This is a genomic window from Paracoccus sp. J55 (genome assembly GCF_000513975.1).
In the GTDB taxonomy this organism is placed as follows: domain Bacteria; phylum Pseudomonadota; class Alphaproteobacteria; order Rhodobacterales; family Rhodobacteraceae; genus Paracoccus.
In genome coordinates, this window is sequence record NZ_AZVA01000015.1 from 37,526 (window position 1) to 54,498 (window position 16,973).

At 70.6% G+C, this 16,973-nt stretch carries 11 protein-coding genes; 5 read left to right on the plus strand and 6 right to left on the minus strand.

The genetic code is table 11. From position 1 onward, the window contains the following. Positions 1-100: 100 nt before the first annotated feature. From PARJ55_RS0113970 to PARJ55_RS0113990, 5 genes are all read right to left on the minus strand, one after another. Positions 101-1,930: a sigma-54-dependent Fis family transcriptional regulator gene (locus PARJ55_RS0113970; RefSeq protein ID WP_028713607.1), complete on the minus strand. Its 1,830-nt coding sequence runs from the start codon at positions 1,928-1,930 to the stop codon at positions 101-103. Between the two features lie 176 nt (positions 1,931-2,106). Beyond that, on the minus strand, positions 2,107-4,062 hold the full coding sequence (locus PARJ55_RS24020) for a trypsin-like peptidase domain-containing protein (RefSeq protein ID WP_051416278.1): 1,956 nt from the start codon (positions 4,060-4,062) through the stop codon (positions 2,107-2,109). Beyond that, a complete protein-coding gene (locus tag PARJ55_RS0113980) occupies positions 4,059-7,310 on the minus strand; it encodes an AAA family ATPase (protein ID WP_028713608.1) in 3,252 nt (1,083 codons plus the stop codon). The genes PARJ55_RS24020 and PARJ55_RS0113980 overlap by 4 nt, the downstream gene beginning before the upstream one ends. Further along, entirely contained in the window at positions 7,310-9,184 is a 1,875-nt protein-coding gene (locus PARJ55_RS0113985; RefSeq protein ID WP_028713609.1) for a serine protease, read from the minus strand. The genes PARJ55_RS0113980 and PARJ55_RS0113985 overlap by 1 nt, the downstream gene beginning before the upstream one ends. 10 nt (positions 9,185-9,194) lie before the next feature. Then, complete coding sequence (locus PARJ55_RS0113990) at positions 9,195-10,853, minus strand: S8 family serine peptidase (protein WP_028713610.1); 1,659 nt, start codon at positions 10,851-10,853, stop codon at positions 9,195-9,197. A 1,120-nt stretch (positions 10,854-11,973) separates the two neighbouring features. Between PARJ55_RS0113990 and napE the strand changes: the two genes are divergently transcribed. Genes napE through PARJ55_RS0114015 form a run of 5 tightly spaced genes read left to right on the plus strand, consistent with a single transcriptional unit; the run spans position 11,974 to position 16,157 of the window. Next, positions 11,974-12,153, plus strand: a complete 180-nt coding sequence (gene napE, locus PARJ55_RS0113995) for a periplasmic nitrate reductase, NapE protein (protein WP_028713611.1) — start codon at positions 11,974-11,976, stop codon at positions 12,151-12,153. 9 nt (positions 12,154-12,162) lie between these two features. After that, positions 12,163-12,492, plus strand: a complete 330-nt coding sequence (locus tag PARJ55_RS0114000) for a chaperone NapD (protein ID WP_028713612.1) — start codon at positions 12,163-12,165, stop codon at positions 12,490-12,492. Then, positions 12,489-14,984: a periplasmic nitrate reductase subunit alpha gene (gene napA / locus PARJ55_RS0114005; protein ID WP_028713613.1), complete on the plus strand. Its 2,496-nt coding sequence runs from the start codon at positions 12,489-12,491 to the stop codon at positions 14,982-14,984. The genes PARJ55_RS0114000 and napA overlap by 4 nt, the downstream gene beginning before the upstream one ends. Continuing rightward, entirely contained in the window at positions 14,957-15,442 is a 486-nt protein-coding gene (locus tag PARJ55_RS0114010) for a nitrate reductase cytochrome c-type subunit (RefSeq protein WP_028713614.1), read from the plus strand. Before napA ends, PARJ55_RS0114010 begins: the two co-directional genes overlap by 28 nt. Before the next feature lies 1 nt (position 15,443). Continuing rightward, entirely contained in the window at positions 15,444-16,157 is a 714-nt protein-coding gene (locus PARJ55_RS0114015) for a cytochrome c3 family protein (RefSeq protein WP_028713615.1), read from the plus strand. Between the two features lie 23 nt (positions 16,158-16,180). On the opposite strand, the gene PARJ55_RS0114020 is transcribed toward PARJ55_RS0114015, so the two are convergent. Further along, the gene (locus tag PARJ55_RS0114020) at positions 16,181-16,951 is read right to left on the minus strand and encodes a hydroxypyruvate isomerase family protein (RefSeq protein ID WP_028713616.1); all 771 of its coding nucleotides are present in this window, start codon (positions 16,949-16,951) and stop codon (positions 16,181-16,183) included. Positions 16,952-16,973 lie beyond the last annotated feature (22 nt).

Below are 16,973 nucleotides of genomic sequence, written 5' to 3' on the forward strand. Positions count from 1 at the left end.
TCAGGATGTCGTGCCGGGGGGCGGCCGTGTTGTCCGGTTTTCGGACGGTCCGTCGGACATGCTGCGGACGCCTTGCCGCGTCCGCGAAACCGGCGCCGGCTCAGTCGCGGCGCGGGCGCGGGATGCCGTATTGGTCCAGTTTCAGATACAGCGTCGAACGCGCGATTCCCAGCCGCCGCGCCACCTCGGTCATGTTGCCGCCCGCCTCGGCGACGGCGGCGGCGATCTCGGCCCGCTCGCGGTCGCGCAGCGTCTCTTCGCGGCGGGGACCGGCGGGCCGGGCCAGATGCGCGGGAAGATCGGACCGATCGACCAGCCCGCTGAGCGAGGTCGCACCCAGCGATTCCATGAGGTTGCGCAATTCGCGCAGATTGCCGGGCCAGTCATGCGCCTGCAGTTGCCGCATCGCCGCCGGGGTGAAGCGCAGCGCCTTGCCGCGGCGGCGCTGCGGATAGGCCTGGGCAAAGCGGCGGATCAGCCCGGGCAGGTCGTCGCGCCGCTCGGCCAGGCCCGGCAGGCGCAGGGTGGCGGCGGCCAGCCGGAAATACAGGTCGCCGCGCAGATCGCCCTGCGCCATCCGCTCGGCAAGGCCGACCGAGGACAGCGACAGGATCTGCGGCGGCACCGGCGCGGCGCGGGCCAGCCGGGCCAGCGCCTGCACCAGCAGCGGCTGCGCCTGGCGCGGCGTCTGGGCCGGCTCGTCCAGGCACAGCGTGCCGCCGGCCTCGGCCAGCCGCGCCAGCCGCGCATCGATCAGGTCGCCGCGCAGCGTCTCGGGGTCCAGCAGGCTGCAATCGAGGAACTCCAGCGGCTGGCCGGACAGCGGCCCGGCCAGATGCAGCGCCCGGGCCAGAGTCTCCTTGCCCGCGCCGACCGGCCCCTCGATCAGCAGCGGCACGCCGCTTTCCAGATATTTCCGCGCGGCGGCGCAGATCGGCGCCATGGCCGCGCCGCTTTGCGCGATCTGCGCCAGGCTCACCGCCGGGTCCGGGGCCGGCCGGCCCCGCGCACCGGGGCGCTGCAGCGTGACCATCACCCCCAGCATGTCGCCGCGCTCGACCAGCACGTCCACATCGGCATGGGGCAGGACCTGCCGCAGCCGCGCGGCCAGATTGCCCGGATCGCCCTGATGCGCGTCGGGCGGCAGCGGCAGGGCCGCTCCGGCCTCGTCGCCCCAGGCCCGGCCGGCGGCCGAGCGGAAATCGGCGCTGGACCAGACCGGCTGGCCGAAGCGGTCCAGCACCATGATCTCGTCGCCGCGCTGGCCGCGGCGTTCGGCCAGCAGCCGCTCGATCAGCCGGCGGTGTTCCTGCAGCCCGGCATTGCGGATCGCCTCCTCGATCTGCATGGCCAGCGTGACCGAGAAGGCCGCGACCTGCCCGAAGGACTGCCCCGAGGGCCCCGAGATGTCGATGGCGCCCAGAAGCGCGCCGTTGAACGGGTCGCGGATCGGCGCGGCGGCGCAGGACCAGCGCTGGATCGCCTCGCAGAAATGCTCGACGCCCGAGATGGTGACCGGCTTGGCCAGGTGCAGCGCCGTGCCGATGGCGTTGGTGCCGATGGCGTCCTCGTCCCAATGGCCGCCGGGATGCAGGTGGTTTTCCTGGCCGCGCGACAGGATGCGGGCATCGCCCTCGGCCTCCATCACCACGCCGCCGCGGTCGCAAAGCAGCAGCATCATCCCGGCATCGTTCAGCATGTAGCCGGCGCGGCGGATCGCGGTCTGCGCCGCCGAGCGCAGGCGCTGGTTGCGGTTGCGGATGACGCGCAATTCGTCCTGGGCGACGCTGGGCGCGCGCTTGAGGGTCTCGATCTCTTTCCGCCCCCTGGACCTGACCCAGGATCTGAGCACGACCTCCCGAATGCTGGGGGGCACGCTCCCCAGCGCGCGGAATCGCTCCCAGTCCTCCTTCTGGATGCTTTCCGGCATATGCTGCGCCCTGTGTTGAGGCTGGGCGATAGTAAGGGGCCGGCCCCAGCCGGTGTCAAGAAAAAGCCGGATCGGCCCCGGCCGGCGCGGGCCGCCGGCGCAATCCGCCGAAACCCTGCGAAGGATGAAGCGGCGGCAAAGCCCGGCCGCCGCCGTCGGGCGCGTGGCGCGGGGGCTTACAGCACGATGTCGTCCAGGCTCTGCAGTTCGATCACGCTGCGCGGCGGCCGGCCGGGGGCGCCGCCCCTTTCCACCAGCGCGGCCAACGGGTCGGCCGCCTTCAGCGCGCCGAAATCGAAACCGCTGATGCGCTCGAGGTCGCACAGGCGCAGCTGGAACGTGCGGTAGCTGGCGAAGTCGAAGCCCTCGACCGATTCGATCACCTTCTGCTCTTGCAGCAGCCGCTGGATCAGATCGGCCTGGCTGAGCAGATAGGCGCTGGCGCTGAGGCCCAGCTCGCCGCCGCTGCCCTCGATCTCGGCCAGCATGACGACGACCTTGAAGTAGCGCATGGGAATGCCTGCGGCCGCCCCCTCGGGCCGGGGATCGTCCTCGTGCAGGATCGGGCCGTGGAACAGGACGCAGCGGAAGCCATGCGTGCGCGGGCTGGTCAGGACGTGGTCCTCGATCCCGGTCCAAAGCGCGTTGTCCGGCCCCAGCCCCAGATGCCAGGGACAGGCGACGGGGCAATGGAAACCGTCGGCAAAGGCAAGGGCCGCGGTTTCCTCGTCATCGCCCCAGGCCATTGCCGCCGGCCGGACCAGGGGAACCGCGACGACCGCCGGATCGCCCTGGTCCGTGGCGCCGGCCTGCAGGTCGGCGGCGATGCGGCCGTCCCTGCGCCAGCCCTGCGGGTGGCGCTTTTGCGGGCGCCGCTTGCGGGCATCGATATTCGCCGCCGCCAGCAGCGGCAGCCGGCGCGCCACCGAGAACAGGATGCCGAAATTCTGGTATTTCAGCTCATGCGGGCGCTCGGCGCTGGCATCCGAGGGAACCGCCAGCGGCAGAGGAACCGGATGGGTCTGCAGGAAATCCGGGTCATACCCCGGCCGCCCGGCCAGAGAGGCCGCGGCGGGCGGCGGATCGAGCGGCGAAACGACCACGGTGGACGTGCGGCTCGTCCCCTGCGGGATGCTGTCGAGCACCGCCCGGATCGTCGAGGCGCGCACGGCGGAATTGCCGATGCCGAAGCGCCCGGCGAAATGCAGGCCGACCACCTTGCCGCTGCAGAGCGATATCACCGGGCTGCCGGAATTCCCGCCCAGGGTCGTGCAGTCGTGGCGCAGGATCTGCGGGCCCTCGGCCGCCATCAGATAGCCCGGCGAAAAGCGTTTCACGTCGTAGATGCCGGTAAAATACCGCTCCATCAGCGTCGGATCGTTGCGCAGGGAATCGCGGGCCGGATAGCCGACGACGGCGACCAGCTCGTCCTTGGCGATGTCCTCCTCGGCCAGCGTCAGCGGCTGTAGGGCCAGCGGTGATCCGGCCGGCGGGCAGGCAATGCGGCCGATGGCGATATCGGCGGCGATGTCGTCGGCAAGATAGACGAAGCGGTCGATGGCCAGCACCGTCCGGGGATCGGGGTCCAGGCCCAGCTCTTCGGCGAAATCCACGGCGGCGCCGTATTGGACATTGCCCGGGGCGAACATGTAGACGGCATCGCCGCGCGCGGTGCGCCGCGCCACCAGCCGGGCGACATGGCGGTTGGTGACGACCAGAAGGTGATCGTCGCGCCTCTGCACCACCCAGGCGGTGCCGCCCCAGCTCTGGTCGTGGTTCAGGAACTCGACCCTGCCGACCGAGCCCAGCAGCGGCTCGACCGCGGTGATCCGGCCGTCGATATCGGCGGGGAAATCCGCGCCCAGCTTGTGCTTGCCCTGGACGGCGCCCTGCACCACCATCAGCGGCGGCCGGCCGAGCGCGCGGACGATCGCCTCGAGCTGCGAGGGCTGCGAGCCGACCGATTCAAGCTGCGTCGGCTGCGTCGAAAGCAGCTCGCGCGCGCGATCCGGGGTCAGGCCCAGCTCGCGCAGGATCGGCGGATCGTCGTCCACCAGGACGCGGGCGCGGTCGATGGCGCCGCTGCCCGAGAGCCGTTCCAGCCGGCCCAGGCTTTCCTGTTCATGGTTCATCCTGCCTGCCCTCCTGATCGTAAAGCCTGGGTGATGATGCCGCCGCCCTGTTCCAGGACCGGCAGCCAGTGGCCGTCGCTGCCGTCGCGCCGGCTCAGCACCGCGAGCGGGGCTTGCTGGACCGGGATAATCCCGGCACGCTGCACCAGCGCCAGCCGCTCGTCCAGCCCGGCGCCGGGCGGCAGATCGGCCGCGATCCCGGCCAGCGCGGCGCGCAGCGGCGGCGAATCCGCCGGCGGCGGCCGGTCGGGCGACGCCTGCCAGATGTGAAAGGCGCGCCGCGCCGCCTCCGTGGCGTCGGGCCGGGCCAGAAGCCGCAGCGCGCGCTCTTGCGCCAGCGGGTCGATCCGCGCCTCGCAGGCCCAGCCGGCCGGGCGGTTCCGGCCATAACCCCACAGGCCCAGCGTCGCCTGCTGCCAGCGCGCCGCGGCGCGGGCCAGCACCAGCAGGTCGGGCGCCGGCACCAGGGACGACACCCCACCGGCGAATTCCGCGACCAGCCCCATGGCCTGGATCAGCGCCAGCGCCTCGCGCCCGCCCGAGGCCAGCCGCGCCTGCGCGGTATCCAGCCCGGACAGCCCCGGCATCAGCAGCGCCGACAATTCGCCCAGACGCGGGCCCAGGCCTTCGGCCGCCTGCGGAACCCGCGCCGCGCCGGCATCGGCCAGCGTGTCGATCAGGGCGCGGATCGGCTGGCCGTAGGGATTGACCGGCGCCATCGCCAGCGCCGCGCCGCAGGCATCCATCTCGCGCGGGTCCTGCCCGGCGGGGGCAAGTTCCAGGCCGAAACCGGCCCGCAGCGCCTGCGCCCGCGCATGCAGCGCCAGGGCGGCATGGGGCGGGGCCTCGGGCAGCCAGCGCGCGACGGCGCCGGCGGCCTCGTTCTCGCCGGAAAGCCCCGGGCCGCGCGCGCAGAGCATGGCGAATTCCAGCGCCGCCGCGCGCAGGCCGCCGCGCCCGATCTGCCCCAGCGCGCGGCCGGCCAGCGCCAGGAAATCGTCCTGCCGCAGCCGCGCGCAAAGCTCGTCAAAGCGGAACTCGGCCCAGATTTCCAGCAGCACCAGCCCGGTCAGCCCCACGTCGTCGTGCAGCGCCCCTTCCAGCGCCGCCATGTCGAGGCAGGGCTGAAGCCGGCGGACGATCCCCCATTGCCCGGTCCGCCACTGATGCGCCAGCAGCAGCAGCCCGGTCGGGCCGTCGGCGGGAAAGGGCCGGCGGAACCGCTGGCGGACCAGGAAGGAGGCCTCGCGCAGCGCCCCGGCTTCAAGCATGTTGCGCAGGTCGGTCAGGTCGCCGGCGTTTTCGGGCTGTCCCTCGGCCGGCGGGTCGACGCGCATCAGCCGGGCGCTGCCGGGCGCGACCTGCAGCCAGGCCATGCCGGCGCGGTCGGGGCGGCGGCGGGGACGGGCGGCGCCGGGCGGGCGCGGGGCCGGATCGGCGCGGCGGCGCGGCGGCGCGGTCCCGCGCGCCCGTTCGCCGCGCGCGCGCAGCACCGCGTCGCGCGCCGGGGGCGGCAGGTCGTCGAACAGCCGGCCGGTAAGGCGCAGCGCCAGCGCGGCATCGATCCCGGGCATGGGCTCCCCGGCCCGGGTCAGCTGCAGCAGGTGATACAGCCTCAGGGCCGGATCGCGCCCGTCGTGATGGGCGGCGGCACGGCGGTTGATCTCGGCCGCGCCTTGCGGGTTTTCGGCATAGGTCAGCTCAAGAAACTCGGCCCGCAGCTCGTCGCGATGCACCAGCCCGCCCGCTGGATCGCGCCGGACCAGCCAGGACTGCGCCGCCAGCGTCTCCAGCAGCGCCTCGGCCTCGGCCGGGCTCAGCACCTGATCCAGCGCGGGCGCCACGATGCCGGTCAGGGCCTCGGCATCCAGGCAGGGCAGGATCAGCCCTTCCGAGGCGATGCGGCGGATGTCGGCGGGCACGCGCGACAGGATGGCGCGATACAGATAGCCGTTGGTGGATTGCCGGATCTGCTCTTCCCCCAGCGAACCGCCGCTTTCCTGGACCGCGCGCGTGACCAGCAGCAGGCGCAGGGGGTTGCCCTGCGACAGCCGGGCGATGCGGCGGCGCAGCCCCGGCTGCACGCCGCGCCGTTCCAGGATCGCCTGGATCACCTGATTTTCCAGCCCCTCCAGCGGGATGAGCGCCCGGAGCCGCGGGTGATCCTCGCCGAAGATGCTGCCGCGCCCGGCCGAGACGAGGTTGATCGGGATGCTGCCCGGCGCGGCGAAGCGGTCCAGCTCTTCGAGCAGCCGCCCGACGAAGGTTTCGCCATGGCCGTGCAGCACCTCCAGCGTGTCCAGCAGGAACAGCAGCCGCCGGCCCCGGCCCGCGACCAGTTCGATCATCTGGTGCAGATGCTCGAAGGGCGCCACGGTTTCGGCAGTGTTGGCCCCGATCGAGGTGCGCCGCTCGGCCTCGCGCAGGCGCTGGTCCTGCAGGGCGGCGGCGGCTTCGGGAATGGCGGTGCCGATCTGGCGCGAGATTTCGTCGAAGACCGCCGCGGTGTCGCCGGTCTGCAGCGAGGAGCGGTCGAAATCCAGCCGGATCAGCACCATGTCCGGCAGGTCGCGGCATTCGCGGATCACCTGTTCGAGCAGGAAGGTCTTGCCCAGCCCCGGCAGCCCCTGGATATGGACGGTCCGCAGCGGAGGCGCCCGCTGCGGGGCGGCGAGCGCCGCGCGGATGCGGGCGATTTCTTCGGCCCGGCCCAGGATGCCCTGTTCCAGCAGCGCATCGGTCAGCGCCGCGCCGCGCAGGCGGTCCAGCAGGCTGCCAAGGCCCGCCAGAAGCGGATGGCCCGGCGCGCCCGGCCCCGCCTGTTCCAGAACAGCCACCAGCCCGGCCAGCTCCTCGGCGGCGACCGGCTCCAGCCCGTCGATCAGCCGGCGCAGCCGGTCGGGCGCGAAACCGTCCCGGCCTTGCAGCGCCCGGACGATGGGCGTGTCGGGCAGGTCGCCCGACCGGTCTGCGGCCGGATCTCGGGCCGGAGCAGCGGCCGCGAGCGACTTGTGCCGCGGCAAGAGCCGCATCCGCCACAGCGCGCCGCCCTTTTCCGGGGCGGCGCCGGCTTCCTCGGTGCAGGCCTCGCGCAGCGCCGACATCAGCTGGCCGCGCAGCTGCAAGTCGATGCGCTCCTCGCCCTGCAGCACCTGTTGCAGCAGCAGGCGCGGGGAAAAGCTGTCGCTCAGGGCAGCGCGGAGAAACAATCTGTCGCGCAGCTGGCGGTATCGGTCCGGCATCGCCATCAGCGCATCCCCATCCGTTTCCTGACGCAGCTCTGCAGGCGCCTGGTCGCCCGCCGCATGTGGTCGAAATCATAGATGCCGGGATGCAGCTGCGGCAGGCCATGCGTGACCTGCCGCACCATGTCCTCGGTCAGCATCGGGTCCAGCGCCTCCTCGCCCGTCAGATCGCGCAGCATCGCGGCCAGCGTCACGGCGATGTCGGCATCGGTAAAGCGGCCCAGCGGATCGACCAGCAGCCCCGGCCGCCGGGCGGTCAGCGCCTCTTCGGCGTTCTGGAAGCGCAGCGGGGCCAGGGCATATTGCTCGAACCCGGCCAGGATCAGGCGCAGGTTGCGATGGGCGACCAGCCATTCGACCAGATGCTCGAACTCGGCCAGCACCGGCTCGGCCAGCTCGCCGCCGGGGGGCGTTTCCAGGAAGAACCAGAAGATGCGGTCCTCGGCCTCGGCGCGGCGCTGCAGCTCCTGGGCCAGGCGCTGCGCGCGGTCGCGCTGTTCGGCGACGCGGCTGGTCTCATGGCCGCGCACCCCGGCATGGGCCTCGGCGGCGGGGCGGTCCAGCGCCATCCGCGCCAGCCCGTCCAGCAGGTTTTCGGTCGAAAGCGCGGTCGGGACGCGCCAGAGCACATCGCGCACCATGGCCTGCGCGGCGGGCCGCTGGCTGGCCAGAAAGGCGCGCAGCATGTCGAAGCTGAAGCCCAGCCCGGTCGCCCGGCTGGTGTCGAGCCGGCGGATCCACAGCCCGCGCAGCAGCGAATCCGGCTGTTCGACCATCGCCGCCAGCCCGGCGAAGAACTGCTGGCGGCCGATGATGATCGGCCCGTCCAGATTGCCGTCCAGCGACCACAGATAGCGCGGCGGGCAATCCTGCCGGATCGCGTCCAGAAAGGCCGGCTCGGCCGCGAACTGGCTGTGCGGCACCAGCCGGCCCCGGCCCCCGGCCCGGCCCTGATGCAGCCCGATGAAGCGCAGGTCGGTATCGAAGCCCGGGCCGCCGGAGGAACCCGGCTCGGTGGCGATGTCGTGCTGCAGGCGGATGTCGTCCTTGCGGCGCAGCACCCGGCCCGAGACGAAGCCCCGCGCCTTGCCGCGCGGATAATGCACCAGCGCCAGCATCCTGGGGCCGGTCCATTCGACGGGCTGCGGGGGCAGCTCGATATGGCCGTAGCTGTGCCCCAGCGGCAGCAGCACCCGCAGCAGCGCCACGTCGCGGTGGCTGGCCGCCTCGGCAGGCGGCGGCAGGCCGCCGTCGTGCTCGCAGGCATGGACCGGCGAATGCCAGACCAGCCGGGCGGGATAGCGCCTGCCATCCGAGGCGAGGATGCGGATCTGATGCAGGTGAGGGCCCGCCGCCGGCACGGCTGCCGGATCGGCGCCGGGAAGGGCCGGCTGCGGTTGCCGGGCGCAGATGAGCTCCTCGATCACATGGGCCGCGGTCAGCACCAGCCGGGCCGAGACGAAAGCGCCCGACCCCATCACCCGCCGGTCCAGCAGGATGCGGCAGCGGAATTGCCGGGCCCGGGTGGCAAAGGCCGCCAGCGGGTCGAAGGGAAAATCGTTTGGCTCCGGTTCGGGGATCGCGCTTTCGGCGCCCCGCCGGCGCCGCACCGCATCCCAGATCGGCGCATTGGGCTGCAGGGGGCGCAATTCGATGCCGCGCGCGCCCAGAAAGGCGATGAAGCTGCCGCTGGTGCCGCTGTCGTTCAGCACGGCGGCAAGGACATCGGCCAGGTCGTCGCCCTCTTCGGCGGCCTCGCGCAGCCCGTCCAGATTCACCGGCCGGTCGGGATCGGGGAACAGGAAGGCCAGCGCCTCTTCCACGGTGGCGGCATGGGCGCCCAGCACGGCGCGGATGCGGTTGGCCGTGACCGCCATCGCCGCCCCGTCACAGGCCGACCGCGGCGCGCAGGGCGGGGGCGTCGCGCAGGACCCGGGCCAGGGCCTCGGTGGGCTGGTCCGCGCCGGCCACGGCCGGAGGCATGGCTGCGGGGACACCGGGGGCTTCGGTCCCGGCCACGGCCTCGGCCAGCGTTTCCAGCGCCCTTTGCCGGGCCGCCGCGCGATAGCTCAGCCAGATCAGCTCGGGCGCCAGGTCCGCCATGGCGGGGTCGACCTCGCCCAGGATGCCTTCGTCGATGCCGGCAAGATGCATCTGCAGGATGTCGAGCGTCGGGGCCGCATCCGGCGGCGGCGCCGGCGGTGCCTCGGTCGCGGCCGGCAGCGCGGCGCCAAGCGCCCGGGCGGCGTTGATGACCCCCGCCCCCAGCCGCTGCGAACCGTTCCAGACCGGCGGCGGCGTCATGCCCTGCGTCGCGCAATGCACCCACATCGCCTGCACCGTGGTGCCGCGCTGCCGCGCCGCCTGCTGCAGCTTGGCCCGCCCGCCATGCCTTGCCACCCACAGCGCCGCCACCCCGGCGCTGGTCGAGGTCGCCAGCGTCGTGCCCTGGCTGGCGCGGATGCCGGCATCGCTGTCGCCGGCGCGGTTCTTCGCCGCCCCCCAGACATGCTCGCCGAAGGCCGAGAAGGTCACCTGCGGGCCCCTGCCGGTCTTGGCCCAGGGCCGCAGGTCGGGTTGCAGCGCCGCCACCGCGGTGCAGATGCCCAGCGGCGCATAGGCGGCCGGGAACACCACCAGAGGCCAGCAATTGCCCGCGGCGCAGACGATGACCACGCCCTGCGCCACGGCGCGGCGCAGGGCCGCCTCGGTGCTGGCGACGCGCGTCGGGCCGCCCAGGGCCATGGCGATGACGTCCGCCCCCTGCGCGACGGCATGGTCGATGGCCGCGGCGATCTGGCGCTGGCTGAAATCCACCACCGACCGGATGGTGCGCAGCGGCATGATCCTGGCCTCGGGCGCGGTGCCGGTGATGCCGCCGGGCTTCTGCGTCTCGCCCGCCGCATTGGCCGAGCCGCGCGAGGCGATCACCGACATGACCAGCGTGCCATGGCCCGGCTGCATCAGCGGCCCGGTCGAGAAACGGTCGCGGGCATCGGTGCCGCCCTCGACGAAATTGCGCTCGGCCCGCAGGTCCAGGACATCGGCCAGCTCGTTATGGCTGCTGTAGCCGGTATCGATGACCGCCACCGTCGCCCCCTGCCCCCGCGTCGTCTGCCAGGCGCCGATGGTGTCGATCAGCGGGTGATGCCAGCCCCAGGGGCGGCTGCTGTCGGGCCTGGTCGCGCAGAGCCCGGCCAGGCTTTCCTGTTCGGCGCCCAGATGGGCCGAGCCGTAAAGGCTGTCGGGCAGGACCGGATTGGCCTCGGCCGCGCCGACGGCGGCGCGCAGCTCGCGGGCGAAGGCGAAGATCTCGCGCTCTTGCCCATGCGGGTCGATCCGGGGGAAATCCACGAAGAAATAGCGGTCGGCCTCGGCGTCGAAGACCGGCTCGACCGACAGTTCGGCATCCGGCAGGGTGGCGGCCACCCGGGTCCGCACCGCCTCTGCCGGCTGCTCGGCGGCATAAACCAGTTCGACGGTCAGCGGGTCCACCCCCTCGACCGGAATGCCCTGACGCAGGGCCATGAAAGACGCCATCACCATGTCCACCTCCTCCTGCCGCCGCCCCGGCCTGCCGCGGGAATCGCGGGGCCGGTCCGGCGGCGGCGGCGTGCGCCCCGAATGCCGGATCGCCCGGCGCGGAAGGCCGATTGCGAATTGCCGCCGCGGTTGAAAGCGGCGCGAAAAACCAGCGCATTATCCGGGATACCGCCGATGCAGCGGCCTTGGCCGGGCATTTTCAATCCCGGCCGGACTTCGGTCCATGTCGGGCTGTCTGAAAAAACCCGGACATTCTGGCAATCGCGAAACGGTAATGCACACATCTCAGAGCTCATAAACGGGTGGGTCACTCTGATCTTCCTGAAAGTTAGCAGATTTTAATCACAGGTAAAGCGATTCGGCATGCAATGCGGCGAGGCGGGGATTCTGCGGCATCGGGTTTTCCCGGAGCCTGTGCATTTCTTGCCGGAATCCCCAGGCTGCGAAAGTTTTTGGAATGGGATTTTCCGAATCTTTTTGTTTTATTCGGGGCTGCGCGATGAATGCGCATCCGAAATTCCATTCGTTCGGGGTCGCCATGCCGGCCGGCGCGGTCTCGCGGGGTTGTGGCGGAGCCGGGCAGGATGAACGGCCCGCCGCAAAAGGTGGTCGTCAGAAACCCCGGGAAGCCCATCCGCTGGCAAAGGGGCGCTGGCTCCGGCCCGAGCGATTCCGGCTTGCCGGACTGGGGCAAGAGATGGCGCGCCCGGCCGGCATTGCGACGGATTGCGGCAAGATTGTGACGCTTCCTCTACCCAAGGATGTATCCGGCGGCGGATCTCGCACGGATGCAGATTTCCTCGGACCCGGCCGGTCAACGATTCGGCCTCCCGCGGCGGTGCGGTGCGCCGGCAAGCCGGGCGCCGCGCCGTCCTTCAGGCCCGCGCCCCGTCACGCGGCGGGCGCGCGGGGCGGCAGTCTTGCCGCATGATTTTGCTGGTCTTTCCCTCCCTGCCAGGCGGTGGCATCGCAGCGACAGGGCGGGCCGGGTTTCGCCGGGACGCCCGGCTGCCCGTAAATCGGGCAGGAACCTTTTTGACTCTTCACGGTTTTGTGGGAAGAATGAACCAAGGCGTCCACCGAAGCTTCCAGCGACGCGCCTGCACGCGAAGGTTGCCAGACCATGATCGATTCCGCCAAAGAAGCCGGTCATCCCCCGCAGCGCAAGCGGGACGAAATCCTTGCCTTCCTGATCCTCGCCGTGGTGATCTGGCCGATCCTGTCGGTGGCGATCGTCGGCGGCTACGGCTTCCTGGTCTGGATGTGGCAGATCATCTTCGGACCACCCGGACCCATACATTAGGGAAAGCCCATGCGCGAGCCAGACAGGACCCCCATCCAGCGACGCGACATTCTGACCGGAAAGCTGAAACAGGCAGAGCCGCGCTTCCTTCACATCTCCAGCGCCATCGTCACCACGCGGCCGGAACGGGCCCCTGACGTCGCCCGGCGCCTTGCCGCCCTGCCGGGGACCGAGGTGCACGCGGTCCAGGGCGCCAAGATCGTCCTGGTCCTTGAAGGCGGCTCGGTGGGCGAGATCGGCGGCCGGCTGGCCGAGATCTCGGTCATGGAGGACGTGTTCTCGGCCAATCTGGTTTTCGAACAGGTGCTGCCCGCCGATGAGAAGGAGGCGCTGGCATGAGCATTTCCAGACGCGACCTGCTCAAGGCGCAGGCGGCGGGGATCGCCGCGATGGCCGCCAATATCCCGCTTTCCGCCGATGCGCAGCCGGTGCCCGGCGGCGTCGAATCGCTGCAGATCACCTGGTCCAAGGCGCCCTGCCGCTTTTGCGGCACCGGCTGCGGCGTCATGGTCGGCGTCAAGGACGGCCGGGTGATCGCCACCCATGGCGACCTGCTGGCCGAGGTGAACCGGGGCCTGAACTGCGTCAAGGGCTATTTCCTGTCCAAAATCATGTATGGCCAGGACCGCCTGACCCAGCCGCTGCTGCGCAAGAAGGACGGCGTCTATGCCAAGGACGGCGAGCTCACCCCGGTCAGCTGGGAGGAAGCCTTCGACACCATGGCCGCCCAGGCGAAGCGGGTGCTGAAGGACAAGGGACCCACCGCCGTCGGCATGTTCGGTTCCGGCCAGTGGACCATCTTCGAGGGCTATGCCGCGACCAAGCTGATGCGGGCGGGGTTCCGGTCGAACAACCTCGACCCCAATGCGCGGCATTGCATGGCCTCGGCGGCCTATGCCTTCATGCGCACCTTCGGCATGGACGAGCCGATGGGCTGCTATGACGATTTCGAGGCGGCGGATGCCTTTGTCCTCTGGGGCTCGAACATGGCCGAGATGCATCCGATCCTGTGGACGCGGGTGGCGGACCGGCGGCTGGGCCATCCGCATGTGAAGGTGGCGGTGCTGTCCACCTTTACGCATCGCAGCTCGGACCTTGCGGACATTCCCATCGTCTTCAAGCCCGGCACCGACCTGGCGATCCTGAACTACATCGCCAATCACATCATCCAGACCGGCCGGGTGAACCGCGATTTCGTGGATCGCCACACCACCTTCGTCGCCGGCGCGACCGGCATCGGCTACGGGCTGCGCGACGACGACCCGCGCGAGATGGCCGCCCGCACGGCGGAAGATCCGGCGGCGACCACCCCCTCGACATTCGAGGAATTCGCCGAACTGGTCAGCGAATACACGCTGGAAAAGGTGTCCGAGCTGACCGGGGTCGAGCCGGGCTTCCTGGAGCAGCTGGCCGAGCTTTACGCCGATCCCGACCGCAAGGTCATGTCCTTGTGGACCATGGGCTTCAACCAGCATGTGCGGGGCGTCTGGGCCAACCAGATGGTCTATAACCTCCACCTGCTGACCGGAAAGATCTCGGAACCGGGCAACAGCCCGTTCTCGCTGACCGGCCAGCCCTCGGCCTGCGGCACGGCGCGCGAGGTGGGCACCTTCGCCCATCGCCTGCCCGCCGACATGACGGTGACCAATCCCGAACACCGCAAGCATGCCGAGGAGATCTGGCGCATCCCCGAAGGCGTGATCCCCGACAAGCCCGGGCTGCATGCGGTGGCCCAGGACCGGGCGCTGCATGACGGCACGCTGAACTTCTACTGGGTGCAGGTGAACAACAACCTGCAAGCTGCGCCCAACAACAGCGGCGAGACCTGGCCGGGCTATCGCAACCCGGAAAACTTCATCGTCGTCTCGGACGCCTATCCGACGGTGACGGCCATGGCCGCCGACCTGATCCTGCCCGCCGCCATGTGGGTCGAGAAGGAGGGCGCCTATGGCAATGCCGAGCGGCGCACCCATGTCTGGCACCAGCTGGTCGACGCGCCGGGCGAGGCGCGCTCGGACCTGTGGCAGATGATGGAGTTCTCGAAACGCTTCACCACCGACGAGGTCTGGCCCGAGGAGATCCTGGCCGCCAACCCGAACTATCGCGGCCAAAGCCTGTTCGACGTGCTGTTCCGCAACGGCAGCGTGGACCGCTTCGACATCTCGGAGCTGAATACCGATTACGCCAACCAGGAGGCCAACCATTTCGGCTTCTACGTCCAGAAGGGCCTATTCGAGGAATATGCCGCCTTCGGCCGCGGCCATGGTCACGACCTTGCCCCCTATGACACCTACCACGAGGTGCGGGGCCTGCGCTGGCCGGTGGTGGATGGCAAGGAAACGCTGTGGCGCTATCGCGAGGGGCTGGACCCCTATGTCGAGCCGGGCGCGGGCGTGCAGTTCTATGGCAACCCGGACGGCAAGGCCAAGATCATCGCCGTGCCCTACGAGCCGCCGGCCGAGCCGCCCGACGAGGAATACAACATCTGGCTGGTGACCGGCCGGGTGCTGGAGCATTGGCATTCCGGCTCGATGACCATGCGCGTGCCCGAGCTTTACCGGGCCTTTCCCGGCGCGCGCTGCTTCATGCATCCCGAAGACGCCCGCGACATGGGCTTCAACCAGGGGGCCGAGGTGCGCATCGTCTCGCGCCGGGGCGAGATCCGCTCGCGCGTCGAGACACGCGGCAGGAACCGGATGCCGCGCGGCGTGATCTTCGTGCCGTGGTTCGACGCCAGCCAGCTGATCAACAAGGTCACGCTGGACGCCACCGATCCCATTTCCAAGCAGACGGATTTCAAGAAATGCGCGGTCAAGATCCTTTCCGTCTGATCCGGCCCGCCGCCATGGCCGGCCTCGTGCTGTTCGCGCTGGTCAGCGCCGCCCTGCCGCAGGCCGAGCCGGCGGTGCAGATCGTGCCGCCGCTGACCGGCTGGGCCGAGCCGATGACCGAAGGCCAGATCCCGCCGCTGGGCCGGCCGATCACCGACGACGTGCGCCGGATGCGCAACTATCCCGAACAGCCGCCGGTAATCCCGCATTCCATCGACGGCTACCAGCTGACGGTGAACACCAACCGCTGCATGGACTGCCACAAGCCGCAATTCACCGAGGGTTCGGGCGCGCCGATGATCAGCGTCACGCATTTCATGGACCGCGACGGTCAGATCCTGACCGACGTGACGCCCCGGCGCTATTTCTGCACCGCCTGCCATGTCCAGCAGACCGACGTGAAACCGCTGGTGCCGAACGCGTTCCGCGACGGCTACCAGAATGCCGGGGGCCCGTGACATGGGCTGGATCAGCAGGGTCATCCGCTGGGTCTGGGGCCGGGTCACCTGGTTCTGGCGGGTCATCAGCCGGCCCAGCAGCTTTCTCAGCATCGGCTTCCTGACGCTGGGCGGCTTCATCTGCGGCGTGGTCTTCTGGGGCGGCTTCAACACCGCGCTGGAGATCACCAATACCGAGAAATTCTGCACCAGCTGCCACGAGATGCGCGACAACGTCTATCAGGAGCTGATGCCGACGGTGCATTTCTCGAACCGCTCGGGGGTCAGGGCCAGCTGCCCCGACTGCCATGTCCCGCATGAATGGACCGACAAGATCGCCCGCAAGATGCAGGCCTCGAAAGAGGTCTGGGGCAAGATCTTCGGCACCATCAGCACGCGCGAGAAATTCCTGGAAAAGCGGCTGGAGCTGGCGAAGCACGAATGGGCGCGGCTCAAGGCCAACGACTCGCTGGAATGCCGCAACTGCCACGCGGCGGTGGCGATGGACTTCACCAAGCAGACCCGCCGCGCGGCCGAGATCCACGAGCGCTATCTGATCCCGGGCGAAAAGACCTGCATCGACTGCCACAAGGGCATCGCGCACCAGTTGCCCGACATGACCGGCATCGAGCCCGGCTGGCTGGAGCCCCCTGCCCTGCGCGACGACGACCAAGCCTGGCTGCACCAGGACGGCGAGGCGGTGCGGCGCTATCTCGCCACCGTCGAAACCCGCTAGCCGGCCCCGCGCCGGGCCGGGCGCTATGGCCGGACCAGCCGGCGCCGGTGAAGCCACGCCAGCGTCGGTTCGGTCGGCCCTTCCGGCCGGTATTCGGCGCCAAGGGGCCGCGTCCAGCCCAGATCCTCCAACACCGCACAGACATGGCGGTAGTCAAGCTCGCCGTGATCCGGAGGGCCACGGTCGGGGACCGAAGCGATCTGCACATGGCCCAGGATGTCGCGATGCGCCCGCAGCCGGCGCGAGATGTCGCCCTCCATGATCTGCAGGTGGTAGCAGTCGAACATCAGCCGCAGGTTGTCGTGCCCGGCCGCCTCGATGATCCGCGCCGCCTGGTCCGAGCCGGTCAGGAAATAGCCGGGCGCGTCGCGGCGGTTCAGCGGCTCGATCAGGACGGTGATGCCCTGCCGCCGCGCCAGCCGGCAGGCATGGTCGAGATTGGCCAGGAAAACCTGCTGCGCCGCGTCGCCCTCGGCATTGCCCGCCATGACATGCACCGCGCCGCAGCCGATGGCGGCGGCATAGTCCAGCGTGCGCTCGATCTCGGCCCGGGCCTCGGCCTCGCGGCCCGGCAGGGCGGCAAGGCCGTTCTCGCCCGGGCGGCCGCGGCGGGTGTTCAGGCCCAGCATCGGCAGGCCGGTGTCGGCCAAAGCCGCGGCGACCTGTGCGGGCGGCACCTCCTGCGGCCAGTGGCATTCGACCGCGTCGAACCCGGCGCGATGCGCCGCACGGATCGCCTGCGGCAAGGGCAGGTCGGCCCAGAGAAGGCCCAGATTCGCCGAAAACCGTGTCATCCATTTCTCCTTGCGCCGCGCC